This window comes from Buttiauxella sp. WJP83 (genome assembly GCF_027594725.1).
GTDB classification, from domain to species: domain Bacteria; phylum Pseudomonadota; class Gammaproteobacteria; order Enterobacterales; family Enterobacteriaceae; genus Buttiauxella; species Buttiauxella selenatireducens.
Window position 1 is genome coordinate 1,530,422 of the sequence record NZ_CP110080.1, and the last position, 26,274, is coordinate 1,556,695.

Sequence of the window (26,274 nt, forward strand, 5' to 3'; positions counted from 1 at the left end):
ATCGAATAAACTTAAAAAACTTTACCAACGTTATGTTTCTTTAAGCGATTCCACAGGCTAGTTTACTGGCAACTTGAATTTTCGGGTAACGACGCGCGTCGTGACTTTTTTAGAATGGATACTGGGTGGTGTTATGAAAACTTTGCAAATCCCTGCTTCGCTACGAGCATTACTCGCAGGTACAACCCTGCTGTTGATAGCCGCGCCTGCGGTGAGTGCCGAACAGACAGCTGACGCACCGCAAGTTGATGCTAAAGCCTGGATCTTAATGGATTACGCCAGTGGCAAAGTGTTGGCAGAAGGAAATGCCGACCTCCAATTAGATCCGGCGAGTCTGACTAAGCTGATGACCAGCTATGTGGTTGGCCAGGCCATCAAAGCGGATAAAATCAAACTGACTGACATGGTCACCGTCGGAAGAGATGCCTGGGCCACCGGTAACCCGGCGCTGCGCGGGTCTTCGCTGATGTTCCTCAAGCCGGGCGATAAAGTCTCGGTTGAAGATTTGAATAAAGGCGTGATCATCCAGTCCGGCAACGATGCCAGCATTGCGATTGCGGATTATGTGGCGGGCAGCCAGGATTCGTTCGTCAGCCTGATGAACAACTATGCGCAAAAGCTGAACCTCAAGAACACCACCTTTAAAACCGTACACGGTCTGGATGCGCCAGGGCAATTCAGTACCGCGCGTGATATGGCGTTGCTGGGCCAGGCATTGATTCACGACGTGCCAGAAGAGTACGCCATCCACAAAGAGAAAGAGTTCACCTTTAACAACATCAAGCAGCCGAACCGTAACCGCTTGCTGTGGAGCTCGAACCTTAACGTTGACGGAATGAAAACCGGCACCACTGCGGGCGCAGGCTACAACCTGGTGGCATCCGCAACCTCCGGCGACATGCGTTTAATTTCCGTGGTGCTGGGCACCAAAACCGACCGTATTCGTTTCAATGAAAGCGAAAAATTGCTGACGTGGGGCTTCCGCTTCTTTGAAACCGTCACGCCGATTAAACCGGATGCTACTTTTGTCACGCAGCGCGTATGGTTCGGTGATAAAAGCGAAGTGAATTTGGGCGCGGGTGAAGGTGGCTCGGTCACGATTCCACGCGGCCAACTGAAGAACCTGAAGGCCAGTTTCACCCTCAATGAGCCACAACTGACCGCTCCGCTGAAAAAAGGCCAGGTGGTGGGCACTATCGACTTCCAGCTTAACGGTAAATCAATCGAACAGCGCCCGCTGATGGTGATGCAGCCTGTGGAAGAGGGTGGTTTCTTTAGCCGTATGTGGGACTTTGTGATGATGAAATTCCATCAATGGTTCGGCAGCTGGTTCGCTTAACTTCTACCAGTTGAGTTCAATATTCTCTGACGCGGCGTAGTCAACAAACGCCGCGTCAGGTTTTTCATTACTGATAATCAAGTCAAAAGCAGAAACCGGCCCCATGCACGCGGCGCGGACTTTGCCAAATTTGCTGCTGTCCACCACCAACACTCGCTGTTGCGCCATCGCTAACGCCCAGTGTTTTACCGGCAATTCATCCAGATTAAAACAGGTCGCCCCATGGCGGATGTGGATCCCTGCCGCGGAGAAAAAAGCGATATCCGGGCAAAAGTTATTCAGGCATTCCTGGAAATTAATCGGTTTGAAAATCGCATTGCTGGCGTGAAATTCACCGCCGCTCAAAATAACCCGACAGCCCGGTTTGTCCTGCAACGCCAGAAAAGTGTTTAACGAATAGCAAACCCCGGTGAATTGCAGATCGTCATCGATGGCTTCGATGATGTACGGCGTCGTGGTGCCACAATCAAAAAACACCGTTTGATGCGGGCGCACCAACGCCGCCGCCAGACGCGCAGCATGGCGCTTTTCTTCGATGCGGCGGGTTTTCTGATCGCTTAACAGGTAGTGATTGGCGGTGACGCTACGGGGTTCCAGAACCACATAACCGCCTAACAGGACAACCGGCCCAGCGTCATTGCTCAGGTCACGGCGAATCGTCATTTCTGAGACACCCAGCAAAGCAGATGCTTCTTTCAGGTGAATTTTGTCGCTGCGTTTAAGCGCCTGAATCAGGCGGTTGATGCGTTCGTCGCGCCGGGTTTCCATAATGTGCAACTAAACCTTTTTGTTCCCTCTCCTGGGGGAGAGGGCTAGGGTGAGGGCGTTATTAAACGCATATTACCTTTGCAAAAACACTTAGTCACGTACCCAACCCTTGCGGATGAACGGGGCAAAACAGAAACGATAGGCCTGATGCAGGCGTGCGTATATCTGCTTACCGAACAGGTTCCATGTCATTTGAGCCAGCAGGCAAGAGCACAGGCCCACCAGTAAACCCCCGAGCATATCCAGCGGCCAGTGCACGCCGAGATAAACACGTGACCAGGCAATGGCGCAGCCAATGGCAAACAACACTAGCCCTGACCACACACGGTGCCAGAGCAAAAATGCCAGCGCGAAGGTGAAAATCACCGTGCCATGGTCGCTTGGGAAAGAGTCGTCCGGGGCATGATGCAGGAAGTTGTAGCCAAACCCGCTGACAAACGGCCTGTCATGCGGAAAAATATGGCCAATAATCCAGGATAACGACACGCAAATAAGGAGAGCCATCGCGGTCTTGATGACCATCATTCGTTGGGCGGTCATTTGTTTACGCTGGCCCCACAACCAAAGAATGGCAATCAGCAGCGGTACGATACTTATCAAATCTTTGGCGATAAAAATCGCAAGCTTTATGAGCCACTCAGGGGATTGCGGGGTGGCGTTAATCAGCAAAAAAAGAGACTGATTCAATTGTTCAATCATAACGTTATGAGTTCCTTAACCCGTCAAATGAAGATGATGCCGTACACCCTGCATCGTGACCATAGGACGACAGCCTACTTTGGGCTCCTTAATAAAACCTTAAACAACTGAACGATTACCCTGGGTAAATAACAATTCGCTATCTACCCCGAAGACAATTTATTACACTTCGAGCGTTTTCTTTTCTCTTGAGTTTCTAATGCAAAATAATAAGCGACTGGGTCGCCAGGCACTGCTGTTCCCGCTGTGCCTGGTACTCTATGAATTTTCTACGTATATCGGTAATGACATGATCCAGCCAGGCATGCTGGCGGTGGTCGAGCAGTACAACGCGGGAATCGAATGGGTGCCGACATCCATGACGGCCTATCTGGCGGGCGGCATGTTCTTACAGTGGCTACTTGGGCCGCTATCTGACCGTATTGGCCGTCGCCCGGTGATGTTGACCGGCGTGGTGTGGTTTATCGTCACGTGCCTTGCCACATTGCTGGCGCAGAACATTGAGCAATTCACCTTCCTGCGGTTTTTGCAGGGAGTCAGCCTGTGCTTTATTGGCGCGGTGGGGTATGCCGCCATCCAGGAATCCTTTGAAGAAGCGGTGTGTATAAAAATCACGGCGCTGATGGCGAACGTTGCGCTGATTGCGCCTCTGCTTGGCCCGCTGGTGGGGGCTGCATGGATCCACTACGCACCGTGGGAAACCATGTTTGTGCTGTTTGCGGCACTGGCGGCGTTTTCGTTTTACGGTTTGCACCGTGCGATGCCGGAAACCGCAACGCGTCTGGGCGAAAAGCTGTCGCTGCGTGATTTAGGCCATGATTACAAACTGGTGCTGAGCAACGGGCGTTTTGTTGCGGGGGCGCTGGCGATTGGTTTTGTCAGCCTGCCGCTGCTGGCGTGGATTGCGCAATCGCCGATTATTATCATCAGCGGTGAGAAGTTATCGACCTATGAATACGGTTTACTGCAGGTGCCGATCTTTGGCGCGTTGATCCTCGGGAATCTGGTGTTGGCGCGTTTAACCTCACGTCGTAGCGTGCGTTCGCTGATTATTATGGGCGGCTGGTGGATTGTGCCAGGCCTGGTGGTGGCGGCCGTCGCAACCGTTGCGTCATCTCATGCATATCTGTGGATGACCGCCGGGCTGAGTATTTACGCCTTTGGTATCGGTCTTGCCAACGCCGGTCTGGTGCGCCTGACGCTGTTCGCCAGCGACATGAGCAAAGGCACGGTATCGGCCGCGATGGGCATGTTGCAGATGCTTATTTTTACCGTCGGCATTGAGCTGAGTAAGCATGCTTATCTGTTCGGCGGCAACGGTTTGTTCAGCCTGCTGAATTTGCTGGGCGGGGTTATCTGGCTGGGCTTAATGTTTGCTTTCTTAAAAGATAAGAGTGTCGGTAACCGAACCGATATTTAAGATAATTTCGATAAAAAAATCCCCCAGCCTTGCGGTTGGGGGATTCCGGTAAAAGGCGCTAAGCGCCCTGAGTTTTAGATGTGATTAACTAGAACGTAAACTCTGCACCCAAATACGCATGTACCTCGTTATTCACGTCTTTGGCCACCACCGTATTCACCTTCGCGGTCGCACTCCAGTTTTTGCTCAACGTGGCGTTCAGGCCTGCGCCAATGCTGCCGCCGTTAAGGTTCTGGCCACCGAAGCTGTAGTCTGATGTGTTGAACTCAGTATCATCATCGAAGCGCCCGATATAAGCCGTTTCGATGAACGGGCTGAGCGTCTGGCCACCTTTCAGAGTGATATTTTTACCCGCTTTCACACCTGCACCGGCAAAGCCTGTGCTGTATTTGCCGTCAGAAACATGGCTGTACCCGTCGCTGTAGGCATCGGTTTTCGTCTGGCTGTAACCGAGAACACCATACGGCTGAACCCACCAGTTGTCGGCCAGATTCACCTGTGCACCGAGACGCGCCTGCCACAACCAGGAATCACCGTCGTAATCGCCGCCCGCTTTCAGCTTGCCGTCTTTGCCCGATGCGGAATATTCCATGTCGCCGTAAGTCGCAACGGCATCGGCAAACAGGTGCCAGTTCTGGCCTTCGGCCTGGTGCTGCGTCCAACTGGCATACAGGCTGTAGTAATTCCCGTCGATGTCATTGCTGCCGTCGCTGCTGGTGACATCCAGGTTGTTATGCAGATAACCCAGACCCGCGCCCAGCGTTAACAAATCACCGTTAGACAGCGCCCATGAGTTATCAGCACCCAACTGGAAACCGCTAATCTCGTTGCTGTATTGCGTGGTGCCGCTTCACGGTCGCCGCCGGAATAAATGCCGTCCATCCAGACATTGCTATTGGACGTTTGTGGGCCGTTTTCACCCATATGACGGGCGTCCAGATGCTGGGTCATGCTGTTGGCGATGCGGTGGATCATATCGTCACTGGCTAATAATCCAGCCTGTGCTGCCTGCAAATCAGCAGCAATTTTTGTAAAAGGTGCCGGAGTCGGTGCTGGTGTTGGGTCAGGTGTTGGGTCAGGCACTGGATCCGGAACAGGGTCAGGTACTGGATCTGGCGTCGGTGCCGGTGGTGTTGGTTCTGGTGGCGCTGGTGGTGGAACCGGGTCAGTGTTGAATGCAATGCTGTAATAGCCTTTGTCGGCTAAGCCTTGCGCGGAGCTTTCATCGGTGACTTGATAATTAATGTGGTCCAAAATGTAAGAACCGCTGCGCACGGAGTCCAGAACAGAGCTTTCACCAACCTTGTTGGTAATGGTGACGTTTTCACCATCGTTGAAGAAGAAGTAGGAGGATTTGCCAGTATCGATCAGTGATGGGTCGACATAATTAATATTCGTGTCGACCTGGTTAAAACCGGTAATGCGCTGAGATTTATCAATTTCTTCACCACCAATAATACCGCCGTTATTTACATTTAGCGTTAAAGAATCATCAGCAATATTATTAGTTGAGGTTATATTTCCTCGATACGTTGCGTTTGTTACATTAATGGTTGTGTCAGTGGCATTTGTGGATCTATCATTATAGTTCCCAGTGTTAATGTTATTTAGAACAGAATCATCAATATTTACCAGTATATTCGAGCCGTAGAGGGTGGTATCTCCATTAATCACGCTGCCGTTGGTGATATTTAAGACGGCATCCCCTGCATTTGCCTGATTGTTTACTGCAACATTATCGGCTACTTTGGTGTTCTGCATATCTAGTTCAGCAATTCCTAATTCCTTATTCGAACTTATAGATATTAAATTTCCAACATAGTCATTTTCCCCCATATTACCGACTTGGCTATCAGCTATTTTTAATTTTGAACTGGTGCCACCCATTATCGTGACAGAGTATGAAAACTGGGAGTTTGTAATATTCACTGCACTATCTCGCCCGGAAATTAATTGTAAGCTCGGCGAAGAGGGCAGATTTCCTGAATAAGTTGAGGAGTTGCTAATCATATGATCGACGGTGGCTGTAATATTTCCGCTCTGAGCCATAAAACTTAATGCCTTATTAAAGGTTGAATTATTTATTGTAACACTAATATCTCCAGAGGTAGTTTGATTATCTATTGCGGTGTTAATGGTTTGATTGTCGTAGCTATAACTCTGTGCATTGGCTTGATGAGTTAATGTCATTGATATTAAAGAGGCGAGCATCAGTTTCTTGGTATGACAGGTGTTGGGTATTCTTTTTTTTATGATTTAAATCCTTCTATATTTGCTATTCGACAGCTAATTAATCCCATGCGCGCTAATGTTTTATTTACAGGAGATAAATACAGAATCAGACAGGGTTTATTGTCATTCCTTACAGAAGATAAACAATAAAGCTGCCTGAAATTAGCTGCCGCTTCCTAAGATTCTATGCGCCTAGAATACCCTTTTTTTTATTTAAATAAGTGTCCAGTTTTGGATGGAATTAGAAGATTTTCAAACAACAGGCTTGCAGTTTGGTTGTGTTGCATAAAAATATTTAAATAACATATTACAAACAATTATTGTTATAAAACTCAACCTACAATCAGGCTTTGTTCGCAATAATTCCATGCTCACTGGTATTGACTTGCATAGGGAGGTTTTTAATTAGTTGAATTAATTTGCCATTTTCAACTTTGATATACCCTTCTTCGCGTAGGGTGGCGAGTGTCTTCATGACTCCACTGCGCGCCAGATTACTGCGGTCCAGCACGTATTTTGAAATGCTAATTTTAGCCCTTTCTTCAGGCTTTAATCTGGCCAGTTCTTCAATTAAACCACAAACAATATGAAGAGATGTTCTGTGAATCAACAGGTTATTACGGCTTGCCTGATATTCGTTGAGGTAAGTTTGGTACGCCAGTGTTTGCGGGAAGGCATGGTGTTTAATGATGATTTTCAGTGCTTTTTCCAGAGGGAGTACGCTGATTTTAGCGTTTTTCAAGGGCTGAAGTTTAAAGAGGGTGTACTGGAAAAGTGAGCCTTGTAACCCAAAAATAAAAGGGGCTTTAGCATTGGTCAGCAGCATCATATTCGAGCGGTGATAGATGTTAACTTCTCCTTCAGTCACCAGCGCGACTAACAGCTGGTCATTGTTATATAAATGTAAGCTGTCGGCATTTTTCTCCTGAATAGGTTCTGCATAAGGAAGAAGGAGGGTAATAAGTTCTTCCAGTATTAATAGCGGTTTTTCCATAGGTAGTAGGGCGGGCTTTATCATTCCGGTAGCATCCATTCTTTATAAAATCATGAATCGAGTATGTGTTGTATTAATAACGGGAACCATTATTAAAACAAAAACATTATCAAGCAAGAACATAGACTATCCATATTTAGATAGCGATATAGATTTGCTCAAGAACGGTATGGGAAAACAGAAGGATATAAAGATTTTGAAGGAAGAATTTAGCGGAGAATATCTTGCGATACTCTCCGCTATTTTTAACGTGGGATATTAGAAGAGGGCTTTTATTACTTAACCGCCATACCCGCTTGCGCACCGCTGTCCGGGCTTAACAGGAAGATATCTTTCCCGCCAGGACCTGCCGCCATCACCATCCCTTCAGAGATGCCGAAGCGCATTTTACGCGGTGCCAGGTTTGCCACCATAATGGTCAAACGGCCAACCAGCGCTGCAGGGTCCGGATAGGCTGAACGGATACCAGAAAACACGTTACGTTTCTCGCCGCCCAGATCCAGCGTCAGGCGCAGCAGCTTGTCAGAACCTTCAACAAATTCTGCGTTTTCAATCAGCGCAACTCGCAGATCGACTTTGGCGAAATCATCAAAGGCGATGGTTTCAGCAATCGGGTCGTCAGCCAGTGGGCCAGTCACGGGGGCGCTTGTGGCTTTCACTTCTTCTTTCGACGCTTCAACCAGCGCTTCAACCTGTTTCATGTCAATGCGGTTATACAGCGCTTTGAAGGTGTTCACTTTATGGTTCAGCAGCGGGGTGTTGATGCTGTCCCAGGTCAGTTCACAGTTCAGGAAGGCTTCAGCGCGTTCCGTCAGCGTCGGCAGAACCGGCTTCAGCCAGGTCATCAGCACGCGGAACAGGTTAATGCCCATGGTGCAGATGGCTTGCAGGTCGGCATCACGGCCTTCTTGTTTCGCCACAACCCACGGTGCTTGCTCATCCACATAACGGTTTGCCACATCGGCAAGCGCCATGATTTCACGGATGGCTTTGCCAAATTCACGGCTTTCCCACGCTTCGCCAATGGTTTGCGCGGCGTCGGTAAAGGTTTTGTACAATGCAGGATCGGCAATTTCTGCAGAAAGCTGGCCGTCAAAACGCTTGGCAATGAAGCCCGCGTTGCGCGATGCCAGGTTAACCACTTTGTTGACGATGTCGCTGTTCACGCGCTGCACGAAATCTTCCAGATTCAGGTCGATATCGTCGATGCGTGAAGACAGTTTTGCGGTGTAGTAGTAACGCAGGCTGTCAGCGTCAAAATGGTTCAACCAGGTGCTGGCTTTAATGAACGTACCGCGCGATTTGGACATTTTCGCACCGTTCACCATCACATAACCGTGGACAAACAGATTGGTTGGCTTGCGGAAACCGCTGCCTTCCAGCATGGCTGGCCAGAACAGGCTGTGGAAGTAAACGATGTCTTTACCGATGAAGTGATACAGCTCAGTCGTGGAATCTTTCTTCCAGTATTCGTCGAAGCTTTCGGTATCGCCGCGTTTGTCGCACAGGTTTTTGAATGAACCCATGTAACCGATTGGCGCATCCAGCCAGACGTAGAAATATTTACCCGGCGCATCAGGGATTTCAAAGCCGAAGTACGGCGCATCGCGGGAGATATCCCACTGTTGCAGGCCAGACTCAAACCACTCCTGCATTTTGTTCGCCACTTGCTCTTGCAGTGCGCCAGAACGCGTCCAGGCTTGCAGCATTTCGCTAAACGATGGCAAATCAAAGAAGAAGTGCTCGGAATCACGCATTTCAGGTGTTGCGCCAGAGACGACTGACTTCGGTTCGATAAGCTCGGTTGGGCTGTAAGTTGCGCCACACACTTCGCAGTTATCGCCGTATTGGTCTGGTGCTTTACATTTCGGGCAGGTGCCTTTTACGAAACGGTCTGGCAGGAACATGCCTTTTTCCGGATCGTAAAGCTGAGAAATCGTCCGGTTTTTAATAAAACCGTTTTCTTTCAGACGACCATAGATCAGCGACGCCAGATCGCGGTTTTCATCGCTATGCGTGGAGTGATAGTTATCATAGCTAATGTTAAAACCAGCAAAATCAGTCTGATGCTCCTGACTCATTTCGGCAATCATCTGTTCTGGAGTAATACCTAACTGCTGTGCTTTCAGCATGATAGGCGTACCGTGTGCATCGTCTGCGCAGATGAAGTTAACCGTGTTTCCGCGCATTCGTTGGTAACGGACCCAGACATCAGCCTGAATGTGCTCCAGCATATGACCGAGGTGGATTGAGCCGTTAGCGTACGGCAGAGCGCACGTTACCAATAATTTTTTCGCGGTATGAGCCATAGTAGAAATTGCATCTTCTAAAGAGAAAAGGGCTTTGATGTTAACCGAAAGGCCGCCTCGTGGTAAACCACACAAGGCTATCAAGGAAATTTTATCCGCATGTAATGGTTCTGGTATGCTTAACACACTGCAATGTCCGACAAAAAAATAAGGAGTCGGGATGAACTCTCAATCCCAGGCAAGCAAATCCCCCGAGCAGCTACGTGCGATGGTCGCAGGGACACTGGCTAATTTTCAGCACCCAACCCTCAAACATAATCTGACCGCCTTAAAGGCCCTGCATCACGTTGCGATGCTCGATGACACTCTGCACGTCGAGTTGTTGATGCCGTTTGCCTGGCGCAGCGGTTTTGAGGCTTTGCAAGAGCAATGCAGCTCAGATTTGTTGCGTATTACCGGTGCGAAAGCGGTGGACTGGAAACTTAGCCACAATATCGCCACCTTAAAGCGTGTGAAAAACCATCCTGGCATTAACGGCGTGAAGAATATTATCGCCGTCAGTTCTGGCAAGGGCGGAGTCGGGAAGTCGAGTACTGCGGTGAATCTGGCGCTGGCGCTGATCGCCGAAGGGGCAAAAGTCGGGATCCTGGATGCGGATATTTATGGTCCATCCATTCCTACTATGCTGGGCGCTGAACATGAACGTCCAACCTCACCAGACGGCACGCACATGACGCCTATCATGGCGCACGGCCTGGCGACTAACTCTATTGGTTACCTGGTCACGGATGAAAATGCCATGGTGTGGCGCGGGCCGATGGCCAGCAAAGCGCTGATGCAAATGTTGCAGGAAACCATGTGGCCGGATCTCGATTATCTGGTACTGGATATGCCACCGGGTACAGGCGACATTCAGTTGACGCTTGCGCAAAACATTCCGGTAACCGGCGCTGTGGTCGTCACCACGCCGCAGGATATTGCGCTAATTGATGCACGCAAAGGCATTGTGATGTTTGAAAAAGTCGATGTGCCGGTACTGGGCATCGTTGAGAACATGAGCATGCACGTTTGCAGCAATTGCGGTCATCATGAGGCGATTTTTGGCACCGGTGGTGCGCAGAAACTGGCGGACCAGTACCACACCAAACTGCTTGGGCAGATGCCGCTGCACATTACGCTGCGTGAAGATCTTGATGCCGGTAAGCCGACCGTAGTCAGCCGCCCGGAAAGCGAATTCACTGCGGTTTATCGCCAACTGGCAGGAAGCGTAGCGTCCACGCTTTACTGGCAAGGTGAAGTGATTCCGGCGGATATTGCGTTTAGGGCTGTTTGATTGGGAACCCCCTCATCCCGGCCTTCTCCCTGAGGGAGAAGGAGATAACAGAGCTGTTCCCTCTCCTGCGGGAGAGGGCTAGGGTGAGGGCGAATTCCCCCCAAACCCCATCAAATAATACTCACCATCCTCGCTGTCCCCACGCGATTCCACCAACCAGCCGTGGCGTTGGTAAAACTCAAACGCAGACTGATTCTTCACCAGACATTTCAATGTTCCGCGGGCGACAAACTCAGCTTGAACCTTCTCCAGCAACGCTTTGCCGACTCGTTTTCCCAGGTGAGCGGGGGCCACATACAAGCTATGCAGGAAATCATCAACAACCCATACCGAGGCAAACCCCAATAGTTCACCATTCTCTTCTGCCACCCAGATTTGCTCATCTTTCGTGACGCTATCGAAATCCTCTGGCCGCCATGCGCTGCTATCCAGCCATGTCCAGGCGTGTAGACGAGTGTGTAAATAGAGGTCGCGCAACGGCAGACGATCGTGTTCTTCAAAAGATCGAATCAACAAATTGCCTGTCTCCATGGTCAAAAATGCGATGAATTATCTGATTGTGAAATCCAAATCAAAAATTATTGAAACCCTTCAAAGAAAGTTATCACGCATCGTTGTATGTTACGCGCCCATTATTGTTCAACGGCAGACGCAATGTACGAATTTAATCTGGTATTACTGCTGCTTCAGCAGATGTGCGTCTATCTGGTTATCGCCTGGTTGATGAGTAAAACACGGCTGTTTATCCCGCTGATGCAGGTCACAGTACGGTTACCTCACAAGCTTTTGTGCTACGTCACATTTTCCATCTTCTGCATTATGGGCACCTATTTTGGCCTGCACATTGACGACTCCATCGCCAACACGCGTGCGATTGGTGCAGTGATGGGCGGGTTGCTCGGCGGGCCGCTGGTTGGCGGGCTGGTCGGGCTTACGGGCGGGCTGCACCGTTATTCAATGGGCGGCATGACCGCGTTGAGCTGCATGTTTTCAACCATTGTTGAAGGGCTGCTCGGCGGGTTGTTACACCGCTTACTCATTCGCCGTGGACGCAGCGATTTGTTGTTTAATCCGCTGACAGCAGGCGGCATTACGCTGGTGGCAGAGATCTTCCAGATGGGTATTATTCTTTTGATTGCGCGCCCATTTGCTGACGCCCTGCATTTAGTGAAAAGTATTGCCGCGCCAATGGTCGTCACCAACACGGTGGGGGCCGCGCTGTTCATGCGTATTTTGCTCGACAAACGTGCGATGCTTGAAAAGTACACGTCGGCATTTTCGGCTACGGCGTTGAAAGTCGCCGCGTCCACAGAAGGGATTTTGCGCCAGGGGTTTAATCAGGAAAACAGCATGAAGGTGGCGCAGGTGCTGCATCATGAACTGGATATCGGCGCGGTCGCCATTACCGATAATGAAAAGCTGCTGGCGTTTACCGGTATCGGTGCGGATCACCATTTGCCCGGTCGTCCCATTTCTTCTGATTACACCTGGCAGGCCATTGAGCGCGGCGAAGTGGTCTATGCAGATGGTAATGAAGTGCCATATCGCTGCTCGTTGCATCCCCACTGCAAACTTGGTTCGACGCTGGTGATCCCGCTGTACGGCGAAAACAGCCGTGTGATTGGCACCATCAAACTGTATGAGGCGAAAAACCGCCTGTTCAGTTCGATAAATCGCACCCTCGGCGAAGGCATCGCGCAACTGTTATCCGCACAGATTTTAGCGGGGCAGTATGAGCGGCAAAAACAGATGCTGACGCAGTCAGAAATCAAACTGCTGCACGCTCAGGTCAATCCGCATTTCTTATTTAACGCCCTGAATACGCTGGTGGCCGTTATCCGGCGAGATAACGAACAGGCGTGCCAGTTGGTGCAATATCTCTCGACCTTCTTCCGTAAAAACTTAAAACGCCCGAGCGAGATAGTGACGCTTGCCGATGAAATCGAGCATGTGAACGCCTATTTGCAAATCGAACAGGCGCGTTTTCAGACCCGCTTAAAAGTGCAACTTAATGTGCCGACGTCGCTGGCACAGATACGATTACCGGCTTTCACTTTGCAGCCCATTGTCGAAAACGCGATTAAACACGGCACGTCACAATTGCTGGGCGTCGGCGAAATTACGATTAACGCCTGCCAGGCGGGCGAATATTTGCATCTTTCTATTGAAGACAATGCCGGTTTATACCAACCAAACACCCTGGCTAGCGGGTTGGGCATGAGCCTGGTGGATAAGCGCCTGCGTGCCCGCTACGGCGATGACTGCGGGATTAAAGTGGATTTTGAAACCGACCGATTTACCCGCATTACCCTACGTTTACCTCTGGAGGAAACCCCATGTTAAAAGTGCTGATTGTCGACGACGAGCCGCTGGCGCGTGAAAACCTGCGCATCATGCTGCAAAACGAGCCTGACATTGAAATTGTGGGGGAGTGTGGTAACGCGGTCGAGGCGATTGGCGCGGTGCATCGTTTGCACCCTGACGTGGTGTTTGCGGATATTCAGATGCCACGCATCAGCGGGCTTGAAATGGCGAGCATGCTTGATCCTGAGCAGCGGCCTTACATTGTGTTTCTCACCGCTTTTGACGAGTACGCGGTGCGTGCATTTGAAGAGCACGCGTTTGACTATTTGCTCAAACCCATTGATAGCAAACGTCTGGAGAAAACGTTGCATCGCTTACGCCATGAACGCGTCGATCAGGACATGACGTTACTTGCGCCGAACCAGGAAGATCTCAAATTTATCCCTTGTACCGGGCAGAGCCGAATTTACCTGCTGCAAATGGACGATGTGATGTTTGCCAGTAGCCGGATGAGCGGCGTGTATGTTACCAACGCGCAAGGGGCAGAAGGCTTTACTGAGTTGACGCTGCGCACGCTGGAAAGCCGCACGCCGCTGGTACGCTGTCATCGGCAATATCTGGTGAATATGGCGCATCTTAAAGAGATCCGCTTTGAAGAGGGTGGTCAGGCCGAATTGATGCTACGCGACGGGCAGTTTGTTCCGGTCAGTCGTCGTTATTTAAAGAGTTTGAAAGAGGCATTAGGCTTGAAGGCGGTGTAGTTTTATTTAGTGTATATGCGCCTGTGCCGATATACTCCCCGCTTTCAAGATTTAGAACGAGAGAATCACCACTATGATGAATAACGACGTATTACGCAGCGTGCGCTACATGCTGAATTTGGGCAATGACGATATGGTGAAAATCTTCGCCCTGACCGACACCGCCGTGACGGCTGAGCAGATTGTCACCTGGACAAAAAAAGAAGACGAAGAGAACTTCAAACTTTGCCCGGACATTCTGATGGCAAACTTCCTTAACGGTTTGATTTACTTCAAACGCGGTAAGGATGAAAGCAAGCCAGCACCAAAAATTGAACGCAAGATGACCAATAACATCATCCTGAAAAAGCTGCGTATTGCGTTTGATTTGAAAACTGATGACGTACTTGAAATTCTGACGACTCAAGAATTCCGCATCTCAATGCCAGAAATCACCGCGATGATGCGTGCACCTGAGAACAAAAACTTCCGCGAGTGTGGCGACCAGTTCTTGCGCTACTTCCTGCGTGGGTTGACGGCACGTGTTCACGTTGAGAAAAAACCAAAGTGATCGTTGGGCGGGTAAGCGTAACGTGCAGCCCGCCATAAATTAACCCCGCGCTTCGTTTTTCCTCTTCACGATATCCGCCATCACCGCCAGGGCAATTTCTGCAGGTGTCTTGCTGCCTAACGGCAAACCAATCGGCGCGTGAATACGTTGAAGCTGAGTCGGGTTTAATTCCGCAATGTTCTGCAAACGTTCCAGCCTGCGCGCACTGTTCTTCTGCGACCCCATCGCACCAATGTAAAACGCGGGCGTATTCACCGCTTCCATCATCGTCAGGTCATCCATACGTGGATCGTGCGTGAGCGCGACAATCGCCGTGTTGGCGTGGCAAGCGTGCTGTTCGAGATAGTTCGCCGGAAATTGTTTGAGCAGCGTAATGTCAGATTTTAGAGAGGCGGCGAAATTCTCAAGTGCCTCCGGGCGATTCTCGCAAACCAACACTTCGAAACCCAACGAATTGGCAAACTCAGCGCAGTACAACGCCACGCTCGACAGCCCGGCAATCAGCAGGCGCGGGGCGGCGGCAACGTGCACTGTAATCTGTTGCCCGCGGCGTTCTACCTGAGTGATATCGGCAAATTCGGTGACTTCAAGATGGCGGCAAGGCTCGGGAAGGGTGAGGCATTTTTGCAATGCAAAATGGCCCGCCAGTGCATCAGCCATTTTTTCGAGATACTGCACATTACCGACTGTGGCTGGCAGATATTCAACCAGAATATCCAGAACGCCACCGCACGGCAGTGCGATACCCGGTTCCAGCCCGCCTTCGCCATAACGCACAATCTGGCTGGCCTGCTGATACTCACCCTGTGCAATACGTTGCAAAAAATCCTCTTCCACGCAGCCACCGGAAAGCGAGCCGCAAAAACGCCCATCGGCGCTGGCAACCATCAATGCGCCAGGTGAACGGGGCGATGAACCATAGGTATTTAAGACCGTACATAGCCAGACCGGTTGTTCGGCAAGCCAGATGCAAGCCTTACGAATCACACTGATATCAAGATGCTGCATGATTATTCTCGTTCTGTTGAGTCAGCTGTGAAGGAAGGTCGATGTCACGCTGTGATTCGACATCGTTAACATTGATGAAATGAATGTTTTCACCACGTAGCAACTCACGCGCGCCATTATCGCCGGTTAACTGACAAAGCTTGTTAAACCAGTCGTGGGAAAAACCCACCGGATGGCCCGGCTGTGCGTTTGCGCAAGGGCGCACCAACGGGTGAAACGCCAGAGCCTGCGCCACCTCGACAAAGACCACAGGTGTGACAAACGGCATATCCGCCAGATGAACCAACCAGCCATCCCAGTGAGGTGTTGCGCCAACACCTGCGGCAATCGACTCACCTAATCCGCTGCTCTCGATAAGCGTAACGGGAATCTGTTGTGCGCCGCACAACGCTTGAATTTGAATGTTTTCCGGCCGAGTCACCACATGAACCGCAAGATTTGAGGCCCGCGCATGGCGCAATGTTTGCGCAAACACGCTGCCATCGTTGAGCAACGCATCGAGTTTGTTGCCTGTTCCGCCGGCTTTTCGATAGCGTTCTGCACGCCCCGCGGCGGCGATGATAATGCCCGGCTTCATGCTCAATACTGATTCCTCGATACTTTTTTGTTGCGCTGAGGGAGTTATTATTTGCGCAACAATGTTTTTTTTATGAAAATGAGATGTTAATTCTCACATGATTTACCTTAAATGCATATACTTATAATCACTACGGAGATGCATTTTTAATGTACTCAATGTGTTCAAAAAAAAGACAATAATAATTTTTAACGGGATGTTTTATGAGCAATTTCAATCCATCACGGCGCCTCTTTATTAAGCGCGCTGTGGTCGCAGGGGTCGCAGTCTATCTTGCTCCTCTTTATAGCCGAGCTTATGCCGCGCTATTCGAACAAAAAATACTCCAGTCTCCAGAGTGGGATGCTAAAAACAAACGCGTCCGCTTCCGCATTGATGGCCGCTCGAAAGTCATGGGGCAGAAGGTCTTTGCGCGTGATATCCGTGCTGTCGATATGCCGCACTGGCCGCAAAAACAAGCGCACGCCTTTATTTTGCGCACCACCAAAGCGGACAGGTTGTTCAGCGGTATTGATCTCTCCTTACTCGGGGATGACCTGAAGCCTGACCGTCTGGTGACCGCTGAAGATTTGGCGCGTGATGGCCTGGCATTCCCGGCGTTTTACGGTGAAGACATGCTGCTGCCAACTGGCAAAACCCCGGCGTATCTCGGCCAGGCTGTCGCTATTCTGATTTACCATGATTTTGCCCGCTTCCGTTTTGCCAAAGACAAACTGAAATTCAAAGACGAAGTTATCCAGTACGGTGCTGAAACCGGGCCGCTTGAGCGCGATCCGTGGGGAACCTTCCGCTTCGTGCGTGTCGGCGGTGCAACTTCCCAGGACGACGACAAATTCTCCAGCCTGAAAGATATGCCGATTTTCCCTACATCAATGAGAAAGCATTTGCCGGTCTGGCCAGAAGGGCGTGAAGGCGGCAAGCTGGATGAAGAAGGCATGTATTACGCGGGCATGATCGCCGACGAGCTGAAGAGCCCGCCGGAAGACTGGCTGGTGATGTCACGTCGTTATACCACTCAATCTATTGATACCGCGGCCCTTGAGCCAGATAACGCCAACGGCTGGTTTGATGAATCCACACAAACCTTGCATCTGGTGGCGCCAACGCAGTCCCCGCAGGAAGTGGTTGAAAACATGCCGCCGATGTTGGCAAAACGCACTCAGCCGGTAAAACAGCTGATACTGCATCCGTGTTACACCGTCGGTTATGGTTCCAAAGACCATTACAACTTCCCGTATTACGGCGCGGTGGCGGCGATGTATGGCGACGGGCATCCGGTGCGCCTGGCTAACGACCGTTACGAGCAGTTCCAGAGCTCGCTCAAGCGTCACGCCTTTGACATGAACTACACCATCGCGGTGAACAAAAAGACCGGCATCATGCAGTCGTTCCTGGGTGACATGACGGCCAACGGGGGCGGGCGCAGCAACTTTACGCCGTCTGTAGCGATGGTTGGCGCAACGGCTGCGCAATCCATTTATTACTTCCCGAAAAGTGATTTGTCGGCGGTGGGTGTGGCTTCTCGTGCCATTGATGCCGGTTCCGCTCGCGGCTACGGCACGTTGCAAAGTATGGCGGCCACCGAAATGATGGTCGATGAACTTGCTGCTGAACTGAATATCGACCCGATTGAATTCCGCATGCGCAACGCGCTGAAATCTGGCATGAAAAACACCCAGGGTGCGATCCCTGCAGGGGCGATTCGTGTAGATGAAGTGCTGGCAAAAGCCGCAAAACATGACATGTGGCTGAAGCGTGCTGAACGTAAAGCCGAGTTTGAAATGAAAAACCCAGGCAAACGCTTTGGTGTGGGCTTCGGTTGCGTGCAAAAAGACTTTGGTACAGGGGCCGAAACCTCGTTTGCGCGGGTGGAAATCAGCGCTGAAGGCCGTATTAGTTTACACCACAGCGGCGCAGAAATGGGCACCGGTATGTCCACATCGCAAGCGGTATTGTGCGCGCAGTGGTTGGGTAAACCGGCTGACGAATCGCATTTCTCAGTGACCGACTGGACATCACTCCCTGTAGTCACCAGCGGTGATCCGTACATTATGTCGCAGGAAGAACAAGACAAACTGGCGGCTAATCCTTCCTGGTCACCGTCTTATTGCTCGCCTTCCAGCGCCAGTAACTCCGCCTATTACTTCTCTCATAGCACGCGCGAAGCAGCACGTCTGGTGTTTGAACACGGCTTGTGGCCTGCGGCGATGTCTATCTGGACCACCGGTATTGGCGGCGGTCAGGCGGCACCTTTGGTTGTGCGCATCGAAGACGCCCGTTGGGTTGAGGGCGGGTTAACCGCAGCCGGAATGGAAATTTTAAGCCTCGAGCTGTTGGCGAAAAAAGCGCATGAAATGGGCCTGATGACAGGTGCTGTCGTGCACGTATTTAACCGCTGGCAGTGGGCTGAAGCAGATTTCACGTTGGGTCAACAAAGCAAACGCCTGCCGATTGATGGCCTGGCGGTGCGCAACGGTAATGGCGAGTTTGTCACGCTTGCTCGTTCGCAGGTTTATTACCCGCCAACGCAGCGTAACAATGCGTCTGTGACGTATTACAGCGCCGTCGGCACGCTGGCCGAAGTGGCTGTGAGCCTGGCAACCGGCGATGTCGAACTTTTGAATCATCACTCGATTATGGAGTGCGGCAACTTAATCGTACCGGAACTGGTGTCCGGGCAGTTGCAGGGCGGGCTGGCGATGGGTATCGGCCACGCGCTACACGAATATTTACCTCTGTATGAAGACGGACCAGGTAACGGCACATGGAACTTCAACCGTTACCACATGCCGCGTGCCAGTGACGTTGCAGTCTGGAAACAGACTGGCGATGTGCTGCCTGCGCTTTCGGAAACCGACCCGCCAAAAGGTATGGCTGAAGTCGTGATGATCCCGGTTGTTGCCGCGATTGTTAACGCCATTGCCGATGCTACCGGCCACCGTTTCCGTGATTTGCCCGTCCGTGCTGAAAATATTCGTGAGGTATTACCATGAGCATCAAAACTAAACCAATGACCCTGACCATCAACAACAAACCGTACGGCCCGATTGATGTGCCAGAAGGGTTGATGATGATTGATTTCCTGCACGAATATGTCTATTTGACCGGTTCACGTCTGGGTTGCGGGCAGGGCATTTGCCACGCGTGTGTGGCGATTGTTGATAACCCAAGCGGCACCAGCGAAGAAGTGCGTACCTGCATCACGGGTGCCCATTTCTTTAACGGCAAAAAAGTCCGCACCGTTGAAGGCCACGCCAAAGTCGATGAGCAGGGCGAAGTCGTTGAGCTCTCGCCGATTCAACAATCGTTCCTCGACCATTACAGCTTCCAGTGTGGCTACTGCACACCAGGCTTTGTGAATGCCGCGACGATTTTCGTCGAAAAACTCAAGCGCGAGCCTATCGAACGTGACGAACTGGAAGGGGCGATTTCAACCGCGCTGGAAAACCACATCTGCCGCTGTACCGGATACGTGCGTTACTACGAAGCTGTGCGCGACGTGGTGCTGAAAACGCCGGGACTGGTGAAGGAGGCGGTGAAATGAAAAAGCGTCTCACGCTCATTGTTCTGGCGATTATCGTCATTATCGTAGCGATTCTTTATTGGCGGGAATACCGCACGTACGATGGTCCGGTACAGAAAGTGACGGCAAGTCCTGCGCAAATCGAACGTGGTAGTTACCTGGCGAAAGCCGCTGACTGCGCGGCTTGTCACACGGCTTCTGGCGGCGCACCAATGGCGGGTGGTTTTCCTCTGGAATCCCCTTACGGCACCATTTACGGCAGTAACCTGACGCCTTCTGCGGATTACGGTATTGGCCGCTGGACGAAAGAGGATTTCTATAAAGCGCTGACCGAAGGCGTGACCCCAACCGGGCGTCACCTGTTCCCGGCGATGCCTTACACCTCATATAAAAACATCTCGCGTCAGGATTCCGACGACATTTATGCTTATCTGATGACGCGCCCAGCCGTTGACGTGGCGACGCCAGATAACGAAATGAGCTTCCCGTTCAACCAGCGTATCGCGCTGATCGGCTGGAATATCATGTTCCATAGCAATGACCCACTACCGGCGATTTCAGCCGGTAATTCAGCTGACTGGCATCGTGGCCGTTATCTGGCTGATGTGTTGGGCCACTGTGGCGAATGCCATACTGAGCGCGGATTGCTCGGCCAAATGAAGCTGGATAAAGCGATGCAGGGCGGGGAATTAGGGCGCTTTATGGCTCCTGACATTACGCCAAAAGCGTTGGCGAACCGTGGCTGGACACCACAGGATATACAGCAATTCCTCAGCACCGGTTTTGCACCACAAGGCAGCGCATTTAGCGAAATGCACATGGTGGTTGATCTCAGCACGCAGCACCTGACGCCAGCCGATCAAAAAGCGATGGCGACGTATCTGATGGGTGAAGCGCCTCCGGCTGCGGTTCCGGCGCCTCTTGGCAAAGGGAATGAAGCTGGGCGAATGACTTATCTCGACCAGTGCGCCGGTTGCCACGCGCGTGAAGGCGAGGGCAAGCCGCACGTCGCGGTTTCGATGCTTAACAATGCGACGTTGCGCCAGCCTGATGCCAAAAACCTGATCGTTTCGGTGCTTGACGGTCTGCCTGCGCAGAATTTCCCGAACGGGGAAAGCATGCAAAGTATGCCAGGCTTCGGCTCCCGCCTGAACGATGAACAAGTTGCCGAACTGGTGAACTACCTGCGTGTGACCTGGGGTGGATTGCCAGGTGATGTGACGGCTGAACAGGTTAAGGCATTACGTTCGGAGAAATAAAACCCCCATTATTCCCTCTCCCTGTGGGAGAGGGTTAGGGTGAGGGCAAACAGGGGATGACAGCATCATCCCCTCATCCCGGCCTTCTCCCAAAGGAGAAGGAGAAAATCCAAAACCACTCATTCCCCAAATCCAACCGTTTAACTCGTGATTTGACCGCTCACTCAAACACCCTCCTGTTGCGTCTCAAACCTATGCCAGCATATCCATGATCTTTTTATCTATGGCACTGGAGTGGGTTATGCAACACGCACTAACTTTTGTTATCGCGACCCTGTGTATTCTGGCTATCTGCTATCGCCTTTACGGGGTGTTTTTCGTCCGTAAAGTCTTGAATGCTGATGACTCAGAAATCACACCGTCACATATTCTTGAGGACGGCAAAGATTACGTCCCGACCAAAAAATGGGTTAACTTCGGCAGTCACTTTGCCGCCATTGCAGCAGCAGGCCCGCTGGTTGGCCCGGTGCTGGCAGCACAATACGGTTATCTGCCAAGCTTCCTGTGGTTATTAATTGGCTGCGTGGTGGGCGGTGCGGTACACGATACCGTGGTGCTTTTCGCCTCCATGAAACACCGTGGTAAGTCACTCTCAGAAGTGGCAAAAGCGGAGCTTGGACCAGTGGCTGGCTGGTGTACTGGCCTTGCGATGCTGTTCATCATCACCATTACCATGGCGGGTTTGTCGATGGTGGTGGTTCACGCGCTGGAACGTAACCCATGGGGTACATTCGCGGTGTTTATGACCATCCCTGTGGCGATTTGCGTCGGTCTGTGGGAGCGTTTCACCGGCAGCATGCGGGGCGCAACCTGGGTGGGCATTATCGTCATTTTCGGCTGCGTGATTGCAGGGCCCTATATTCAGGAGTCTGCATTCGGCGAATGGCTGAGCTTCCGTGCTTCTACAGTAAGCCTGGTGCTGCCGTTCTATGCGTTCTTTGCCACCGCGCTGCCGGTGTGGATGCTGCTTACGCCGCGTGGATACCTCTCCAGCTTTATGAAAATTGGCGTATTCGGTGCGCTGGTGATTGGCGTGGTGTTCATTAACCCAGAAATCCAATTCCCGGCAGTGACCCAGTTTATCCATGGTAACGGCCCCGTGCTCGCTGGTCCGGTTTGGCCATTTATCTCTATCACCATTGCTTGTGGAGCAATCTCTGGTTTCCATGCGTTTATCGGTTCCGGCACCACGCCGAAGCAAATCGACAAATGGAACGATATTCTGCCGGTGGCTTTCGGTGCGATGCTTGCTGAATGCGTCGTGGGTGTGATGGCATTAATCGCGGCGACTGCACTGCATCCAGCGGATTACTTCGCCATTAACGCGACGCCTGAAGTCTTTGCGGGCCTTGGCATGGACGTGGTCAATCTGCCACAGCTTAGCGAGTCTATCGGCCTGGATTTATACGGACGTACCGGTGGGGCAGTCACCCTGGCGGTGGGTATGGCAGATATCTTCACGCGTATCCCATGGTTTAGCCATTTAGCCTCTTACTTCTTCCAGTTCGTCATCATGTTCGAAGCGGTGTTTATCCTGACCGCAGTGGATTCCGGTACCCGCGTTGCGCGCTATTTGCTGCAAGATTTCCTCGGCGATATCTGGGCTCCGCTCAAACGCACCAACTGGATGCCTGGCGCAATTGGTTGCAGCATCGTGGCCTGTGTGCTGTGGGGTTACCTGTTGAACTCCGGCGATATCAACTCCGTGTGGGCGCTGTTTGGGGTATCTAACCAACTGATGGCTTCCATCGGCCTGATGATCGGGACAACCATTATTCTGCGTATGTCAGAAAAACGCTGGTATGCACTGACCTGCCTGGTCCCGCTGGCGTATCTGTACGTGACGGTAAACTATGCAGCGTACTGGATGGTGAAAAACGTCTACTTCAATAGCGCAGCTAAAGGTTTCAACATCTTCAACGGTACGATTTCGATTGTAATGGTCGCGCTGGGTCTGGTGATTATGGTTGCGTCGATTCAACGCTGGTTTGTGTTGTGGCGTGCTCGCGGTAACGACGAGCCGATTGAATTGTTGTCGTAATTTGAGACGTGCTAAAAGCCGGTCCTCCGTGACCGGTTTTTTTTATTGGCAGGCTTTCATTTCTGCGTTGGTCAAGTCTGGGCGGCTGCAATCCAGATCACGGCCTGATGGACCTTTGGTGGCTGCGGCCTGGTTGGCTGGAGTGATCTCGCCGTGAGCACGGTTTTTGCCGGTCCAGCTTACTGATGGGGTACCGTCTGGCATGATAGCGATAGACAACACCACACCCTGACCCGTGGCTTCATAGAAGTTGTCATTGATTTTCTTCAGCTTCATCTCTTTACCGTTCAGGTACACCGGGCCGTTCTGATCGATATGCACATCGCCCGGATGACCTTTGCCGTTAAAAAGCGGGAGTGCTGCACTGGCGGAAAAGGCGACAAAACCCAGAACCAGCGCCATTGTTTTCAGTTTGTTCATCATTAACTCTCTTATCAAAATTTTTTTTAAAATTATCGGCGCGAAATGATGCTGCCGCACGACCCCGGTTATGTTGATTTGTATCAATTCGATGAATTGGTTAAACGGTAAATATTCTGAATAATGATAGTTTGTTTGCGGGTAGAAGGCGGTTTGTTGCGAGGTGTGGTGCAAAGTCAAAGAAAAGCCACAGCCTGTTTTAGCAGACTGTGGCCTTCAACTTACTCTTCTGTTGGCAATTTATGTACCGGTTGCTCAAGAACCATCGTTTGAGTCTGGCTGAGGCTTATCTCCGCAGCGCGCAGCATTTTAAGGATCTCGTACAGCAGATCGCTACGCGTCGAGCTGACCATACGCGGACTATTCACATAGCCGGTGACACTCAGCACGATCCCGCTTGGCCCCAGCTCTTTAAAGCTGACGGACGGTGGTGGGTTTTCCAGAATTGATTCATGCAACTTATAGGCTTCGAGCAGCAAATTGCGCACTTGCTCAGGGTCGATATCGAGCGGGAAAGTCAGGGCGATGGTCGCCACGCCTTGCGCATTACCCATTGTGGCGTTACGCACGTTCTGCGAAATAAGCTGTGAGTTGGGCACAATTACCGTGGATTTATCCCCTAACTGGATTTCCGTTGCGCGCACGTTGATGCGGCGGATATCGCCTTCAACGCCACTGATACTCACCAAATCACCCACTTTCACAGGGCGCTCGGTTAACAGAATCAGCCCGGAGATAAAGTTCTTCACTATCTCCTGTAAACCGAAACCGATACCCACCGATAAGGCGCTGACTATCCAGGCCAGTTTGTTCCATTCGATGCCGAGCATTGACAGCGTCAGCATGATAATCAGCACATAGCCGACGTTGGTAAACAACGTAACCAGCGAGGCGCGCAGGCCGCGATCCATATTGGTTTTTGGCAGGAAATCGTTATCCAGCCAGCGGCGTGTGGAACGCAATACATACCAGCCGATCACCAGGCACAACACCGAATTGACTGCGTGAGCAGGGATAATATTCATCCCCTCGAGGCCTTTTCCGCCCCACATCTCCGCAATTTTGATGAGCAATTCCATCGGCGTTGTGGTGCCGAAGGTGCCATTAAGCAGCGCAACAGCAGCCATTAACAACAGGCTGGTTTTCCCCAACGCGGAGAACAACGTCGCTGCAAGGGAAAGATGGCGGTCATTCAGGCTCAGCGTGCTTTTGAGGATTTTCCCGGTCTGTGTGGCAGGTGAAAAGACCGTTTCACAGAGATCCACCACGAAATGAATCAGTAGATACAGGCTGCAAACCACCAGGCCAATCCACAGCAATTCGAACGTGACGAAGCGCGCCAGCGGAATGTAGCCAATCAGCAATGCCAGCAAGATAACGAATGCGGTCAGGCTGATGACCAGATGGATCAGACCGGCAACCGTGGAACGAGCTTCGGTTTGCTCGCCCTCGGCACTCATTTTTCGGCGGATCCTGTTGACCCGAATCGGGGCAATCAGGCAATTGAGCGCCACCAGTAAAGCCGCCAGACCGTTGCCAAAAAGCGTAGCGGCAATACTCGCACCGACCAACGCATTAAGCTGTTCGATGATGCCAAAGATAAAGATGAAGGTCGCCAGCAAAATCGGGAACGAGGACAGCGTTTTCGCAAGCGGGTCTGCAATGCCAGGCAGACGCCAGGACGGGTGGCTATTCGACAGTAACGCGATACCCAAACCGGCAATCACCGCAGAAAAATAGGTTAGCTCGACCAGTTGATCGGCAAACTCCATCACCCATTGCGAGGTGTCGGGCAGGCGGGTAAAGGTATAACACAACAACTGCATACAGATACCCAGCGTCAACGTGGTGCTTAACGTGGTAAAGCAGGCGAGGAAGCTGCGACGAAAACGCCCTTGCGGCAGCCAGCGAGGCAACACCCAATTCAATGGCCTGTCCATTGCGCGGCGGCCAAATAATCCAATACCTAACGCCAGCAGCAGATAAATCGTGCTTCCCACGCGCCAGTCTTCGCTCCATGCCTGATGCCAGGCATCGCTGACTTGTGTTCCGAATTCGTCGAATCGCGCCGCATCTTTATCGCTTGGGTCAAATACCGGCGACCAGAAGCTCTCACCCAGAATGCTGCCGGTGTTCAGTGCGATTTGCGTCTTCAGCGCGTCACGACGCAGTCCGGCAATTTGTGATGAGAGGTTTTGTGCACCCACGACAACGGCTTTCGCTTGCTCGATTTGCATCGTGAGCAACGCTTTGCTGCTGTTCAATTGTTTGCGCTGACTGATGACCTGCGGTGTTTCCGTCAAAGTACCCGGTGCCGGAGCAGGCCCAAGGACATCCAGTTGCGCCTGAACCTGCGCTAACTGAGGTGTTAACGAGACGGCGAGTTTATCCGCTTCAGCGACCAGCTTTTGCGCGTCGTCATTAAGGATAGTGAACTGTTTGTCAGCTTTCGCAGCGGATACACGTTGCTTGAGTGAATCCAGGCGCTTTTGCAGTGCAGGCAGTGCTGTGCTGGCGTTAACCTTAACCGGTTCTTCAGTGGCAGATTGCCCAGTAGCCTCCTCCGCCTGAGAAAGGAGGGGGGTCATCAACAAACAAGACAACAATGCCAGCAACAACAGCGGCACTCTTAATGGTTTACGCATCGTACGCATAGAAAAATAATTCCGGGATTTCGAAAAAAATGAAATAAAGGACAATCAGCTAGGATACCTGTAATTCTCCGGATTCCAACCAGGGTTAGTCTGTATATGTTGTTTTGGCGTTCAAATCCGATAACCGGGGCTTATGGTTGGAA

At 51.4% G+C, this 26,274-nt stretch carries 21 protein-coding genes; 10 read left to right on the forward strand and 11 right to left on the reverse strand.

What is annotated here, in order from left to right:
* The first annotated feature begins 133 nt into the window (after nucleotides 1–133).
* Entirely contained in the window at nucleotides 134–1,339 is a 1,206-nt protein-coding gene (dacC, locus tag OH773_RS07135) for a serine-type D-Ala-D-Ala carboxypeptidase (protein WP_270144314.1), read from the forward strand.
* Nucleotides 1,340–1,342: 3 nt separating this feature from the next.
* Here the strand turns inward: dacC and deoR are convergent, their stop codons facing one another.
* Nucleotides 1,343–2,107, reverse strand: coding sequence for a DNA-binding transcriptional repressor DeoR (gene deoR / locus OH773_RS07140; protein WP_183269898.1), 765 nt, complete (start codon nucleotides 2,105–2,107; stop codon nucleotides 1,343–1,345).
* A gap of 90 nt (nucleotides 2,108–2,197) precedes the next feature.
* The gene (gene ybjG, locus OH773_RS07145; RefSeq protein ID WP_270144317.1) at nucleotides 2,198–2,806 is read right to left on the reverse strand and encodes an undecaprenyl-diphosphate phosphatase; all 609 of its coding nucleotides are present in this window, start codon (nucleotides 2,804–2,806) and stop codon (nucleotides 2,198–2,200) included.
* A 199-nt stretch (nucleotides 2,807–3,005) separates the two neighbouring features.
* Between ybjG and OH773_RS07150 the strand changes: the two genes are divergently transcribed.
* Nucleotides 3,006–4,226, forward strand: coding sequence for an MFS transporter (locus OH773_RS07150; RefSeq protein ID WP_270144319.1), 1,221 nt, complete (start codon nucleotides 3,006–3,008; stop codon nucleotides 4,224–4,226).
* A gap of 88 nt (nucleotides 4,227–4,314) precedes the next feature.
* Here the strand turns inward: OH773_RS07150 and OH773_RS07155 are convergent, their stop codons facing one another.
* The 4 genes from OH773_RS07155 to metG all read right to left on the reverse strand — a co-directional run bounded on the left by OH773_RS07155 (nucleotide 4,315) and on the right by metG (nucleotide 9,761).
* Nucleotides 4,315–5,034: an autotransporter domain-containing protein gene (locus OH773_RS07155; protein WP_270144321.1), complete on the reverse strand. Its 720-nt coding sequence runs from the start codon at nucleotides 5,032–5,034 to the stop codon at nucleotides 4,315–4,317.
* Nucleotides 4,989–6,437 (reverse strand): hypothetical protein, encoded by a 1,449-nt coding sequence (locus OH773_RS07160; RefSeq protein WP_270144323.1) that lies wholly within the window; start codon nucleotides 6,435–6,437, stop codon nucleotides 4,989–4,991. The genes OH773_RS07155 and OH773_RS07160 overlap by 46 nt, the downstream gene beginning before the upstream one ends.
* Before the next feature lie 364 nt (nucleotides 6,438–6,801).
* Complete coding sequence (locus tag OH773_RS07165) at nucleotides 6,802–7,491, reverse strand: helix-turn-helix domain-containing protein (RefSeq protein WP_270144326.1); 690 nt, start codon at nucleotides 7,489–7,491, stop codon at nucleotides 6,802–6,804.
* Nucleotides 7,492–7,727: 236 nt separating this feature from the next.
* Entirely contained in the window at nucleotides 7,728–9,761 is a 2,034-nt protein-coding gene (metG, locus tag OH773_RS07170) for a methionine--tRNA ligase (RefSeq protein ID WP_270144328.1), read from the reverse strand.
* A 160-nt stretch (nucleotides 9,762–9,921) separates the two neighbouring features.
* Here metG and apbC point away from each other — a divergent pair, with 160 nt between their 5' ends.
* Entirely contained in the window at nucleotides 9,922–11,034 is a 1,113-nt protein-coding gene (gene apbC, locus OH773_RS07175; protein WP_183269891.1) for an iron-sulfur cluster carrier protein ApbC, read from the forward strand.
* Between the two features lie 78 nt (nucleotides 11,035–11,112).
* On the opposite strand, the gene OH773_RS07180 is transcribed toward apbC, so the two are convergent.
* Entirely contained in the window at nucleotides 11,113–11,565 is a 453-nt protein-coding gene (locus OH773_RS07180; RefSeq protein WP_270144331.1) for a GNAT family N-acetyltransferase, read from the reverse strand.
* Between the two features lie 123 nt (nucleotides 11,566–11,688).
* Here OH773_RS07180 and OH773_RS07185 point away from each other — a divergent pair, with 123 nt between their 5' ends.
* The 3 genes from OH773_RS07185 (at nucleotide 11,689) to OH773_RS07195 (ending at nucleotide 14,649) form a co-directional block, all read left to right on the forward strand.
* Nucleotides 11,689–13,377 (forward strand): sensor histidine kinase, encoded by a 1,689-nt coding sequence (locus tag OH773_RS07185; protein WP_270144333.1) that lies wholly within the window; start codon nucleotides 11,689–11,691, stop codon nucleotides 13,375–13,377.
* A complete protein-coding gene (btsR, locus tag OH773_RS07190) occupies nucleotides 13,371–14,099 on the forward strand; it encodes a two-component system response regulator BtsR (protein WP_270144335.1) in 729 nt (242 codons plus the stop codon). The genes OH773_RS07185 and btsR overlap by 7 nt, the downstream gene beginning before the upstream one ends.
* Nucleotides 14,100–14,172: 73 nt before the next feature.
* On the forward strand, nucleotides 14,173–14,649 hold the full coding sequence (locus OH773_RS07195; RefSeq protein ID WP_183269885.1) for a DUF1456 family protein: 477 nt from the start codon (nucleotides 14,173–14,175) through the stop codon (nucleotides 14,647–14,649).
* A 39-nt stretch (nucleotides 14,650–14,688) separates the two neighbouring features.
* On the opposite strand, the gene OH773_RS07200 is transcribed toward OH773_RS07195, so the two are convergent.
* Nucleotides 14,689–15,657, reverse strand: coding sequence for an XdhC family protein (locus OH773_RS07200; protein ID WP_270144338.1), 969 nt, complete (start codon nucleotides 15,655–15,657; stop codon nucleotides 14,689–14,691).
* Nucleotides 15,644–16,234, reverse strand: a complete 591-nt coding sequence (locus OH773_RS07205) for a nucleotidyltransferase family protein (RefSeq protein ID WP_270145737.1) — start codon at nucleotides 16,232–16,234, stop codon at nucleotides 15,644–15,646. Before OH773_RS07205 ends, OH773_RS07200 begins: the two co-directional genes overlap by 14 nt.
* A gap of 203 nt (nucleotides 16,235–16,437) precedes the next feature.
* Between OH773_RS07205 and OH773_RS07210 the strand changes: the two genes are divergently transcribed.
* The 4 genes from OH773_RS07210 (at nucleotide 16,438) to OH773_RS07225 (ending at nucleotide 23,057) form a co-directional block, all read left to right on the forward strand.
* Entirely contained in the window at nucleotides 16,438–19,227 is a 2,790-nt protein-coding gene (locus OH773_RS07210) for a xanthine dehydrogenase family protein molybdopterin-binding subunit (protein ID WP_270144340.1), read from the forward strand.
* On the forward strand, nucleotides 19,224–19,778 hold the full coding sequence (locus tag OH773_RS07215) for a (2Fe-2S)-binding protein (RefSeq protein WP_270144342.1): 555 nt from the start codon (nucleotides 19,224–19,226) through the stop codon (nucleotides 19,776–19,778). Before OH773_RS07210 ends, OH773_RS07215 begins: the two co-directional genes overlap by 4 nt.
* Nucleotides 19,775–21,016, forward strand: a complete 1,242-nt coding sequence (locus OH773_RS07220) for a cytochrome c (RefSeq protein ID WP_270144344.1) — start codon at nucleotides 19,775–19,777, stop codon at nucleotides 21,014–21,016. Before OH773_RS07215 ends, OH773_RS07220 begins: the two co-directional genes overlap by 4 nt.
* Nucleotides 21,017–21,257: 241 nt before the next feature.
* Complete coding sequence (locus OH773_RS07225; protein ID WP_183269880.1) at nucleotides 21,258–23,057, forward strand: carbon starvation CstA family protein; 1,800 nt, start codon at nucleotides 21,258–21,260, stop codon at nucleotides 23,055–23,057.
* 42 nt (nucleotides 23,058–23,099) lie between these two features.
* Here the strand turns inward: OH773_RS07225 and OH773_RS07230 are convergent, their stop codons facing one another.
* Both OH773_RS07230 and OH773_RS07235 read right to left on the reverse strand, forming a co-directional pair.
* A complete protein-coding gene (locus OH773_RS07230; protein ID WP_270144347.1) occupies nucleotides 23,100–23,480 on the reverse strand; it encodes a hypothetical protein in 381 nt (126 codons plus the stop codon).
* 218 nt (nucleotides 23,481–23,698) lie between these two features.
* Complete coding sequence (locus OH773_RS07235) at nucleotides 23,699–26,122, reverse strand: DUF3772 domain-containing protein (RefSeq protein ID WP_270145739.1); 2,424 nt, start codon at nucleotides 26,120–26,122, stop codon at nucleotides 23,699–23,701.
* Between the last annotated feature and the right edge of the window lie 152 nt (nucleotides 26,123–26,274).

What these genes read in the sequence shown, in the direction of transcription:
- OH773_RS07160 (WP_270144323.1), bottom strand. Translation starts at nt 6,437, where the DNA reads ATGCTCGCCTCTTTAATATCAATGACATTAACTCATCAAGCCAATGCA.
- btsR (WP_270144335.1), top strand. Translation starts at nt 13,371, where the DNA reads ATGTTAAAAGTGCTGATTGTCGACGACGAGCCGCTGGCGCGTGAAAAC.
- apbC (WP_183269891.1), top strand. Translation starts at nt 9,922, where the DNA reads ATGAACTCTCAATCCCAGGCAAGCAAATCCCCCGAGCAGCTACGTGCG.
- OH773_RS07220 (WP_270144344.1), top strand. Translation starts at nt 19,775, where the DNA reads ATGAAAAAGCGTCTCACGCTCATTGTTCTGGCGATTATCGTCATTATC.
- ybjG (WP_270144317.1), bottom strand. Translation starts at nt 2,806, where the DNA reads ATGATTGAACAATTGAATCAGTCTCTTTTTTTGCTGATTAACGCCACC.
- OH773_RS07205 (WP_270145737.1), bottom strand. Translation starts at nt 16,234, where the DNA reads ATGAAGCCGGGCATTATCATCGCCGCCGCGGGGCGTGCAGAACGCTAT.
- metG (WP_270144328.1), bottom strand. Translation starts at nt 9,761, where the DNA reads ATGGCTCATACCGCGAAAAAATTATTGGTAACGTGCGCTCTGCCGTAC.
- deoR (WP_183269898.1), bottom strand. Translation starts at nt 2,107, where the DNA reads ATGGAAACCCGGCGCGACGAACGCATCAACCGCCTGATTCAGGCGCTT.
- OH773_RS07200 (WP_270144338.1), bottom strand. Translation starts at nt 15,657, where the DNA reads ATGCAGCATCTTGATATCAGTGTGATTCGTAAGGCTTGCATCTGGCTT.
- OH773_RS07215 (WP_270144342.1), top strand. Translation starts at nt 19,224, where the DNA reads ATGAGCATCAAAACTAAACCAATGACCCTGACCATCAACAACAAACCG.
- OH773_RS07230 (WP_270144347.1), bottom strand. Translation starts at nt 23,480, where the DNA reads ATGATGAACAAACTGAAAACAATGGCGCTGGTTCTGGGTTTTGTCGCC.
- OH773_RS07225 (WP_183269880.1), top strand. Translation starts at nt 21,258, where the DNA reads ATGCAACACGCACTAACTTTTGTTATCGCGACCCTGTGTATTCTGGCT.
- OH773_RS07185 (WP_270144333.1), top strand. Translation starts at nt 11,689, where the DNA reads ATGTACGAATTTAATCTGGTATTACTGCTGCTTCAGCAGATGTGCGTC.
- dacC (WP_270144314.1), top strand. Translation starts at nt 134, where the DNA reads ATGAAAACTTTGCAAATCCCTGCTTCGCTACGAGCATTACTCGCAGGT.
- OH773_RS07195 (WP_183269885.1), top strand. Translation starts at nt 14,173, where the DNA reads ATGATGAATAACGACGTATTACGCAGCGTGCGCTACATGCTGAATTTG.
- OH773_RS07180 (WP_270144331.1), bottom strand. Translation starts at nt 11,565, where the DNA reads ATGGAGACAGGCAATTTGTTGATTCGATCTTTTGAAGAACACGATCGT.
- OH773_RS07210 (WP_270144340.1), top strand. Translation starts at nt 16,438, where the DNA reads ATGAGCAATTTCAATCCATCACGGCGCCTCTTTATTAAGCGCGCTGTG.
- OH773_RS07235 (WP_270145739.1), bottom strand. Translation starts at nt 26,122, where the DNA reads ATGCGTAAACCATTAAGAGTGCCGCTGTTGTTGCTGGCATTGTTGTCT.
- OH773_RS07150 (WP_270144319.1), top strand. Translation starts at nt 3,006, where the DNA reads ATGCAAAATAATAAGCGACTGGGTCGCCAGGCACTGCTGTTCCCGCTG.
- OH773_RS07165 (WP_270144326.1), bottom strand. Translation starts at nt 7,491, where the DNA reads ATGGATGCTACCGGAATGATAAAGCCCGCCCTACTACCTATGGAAAAA.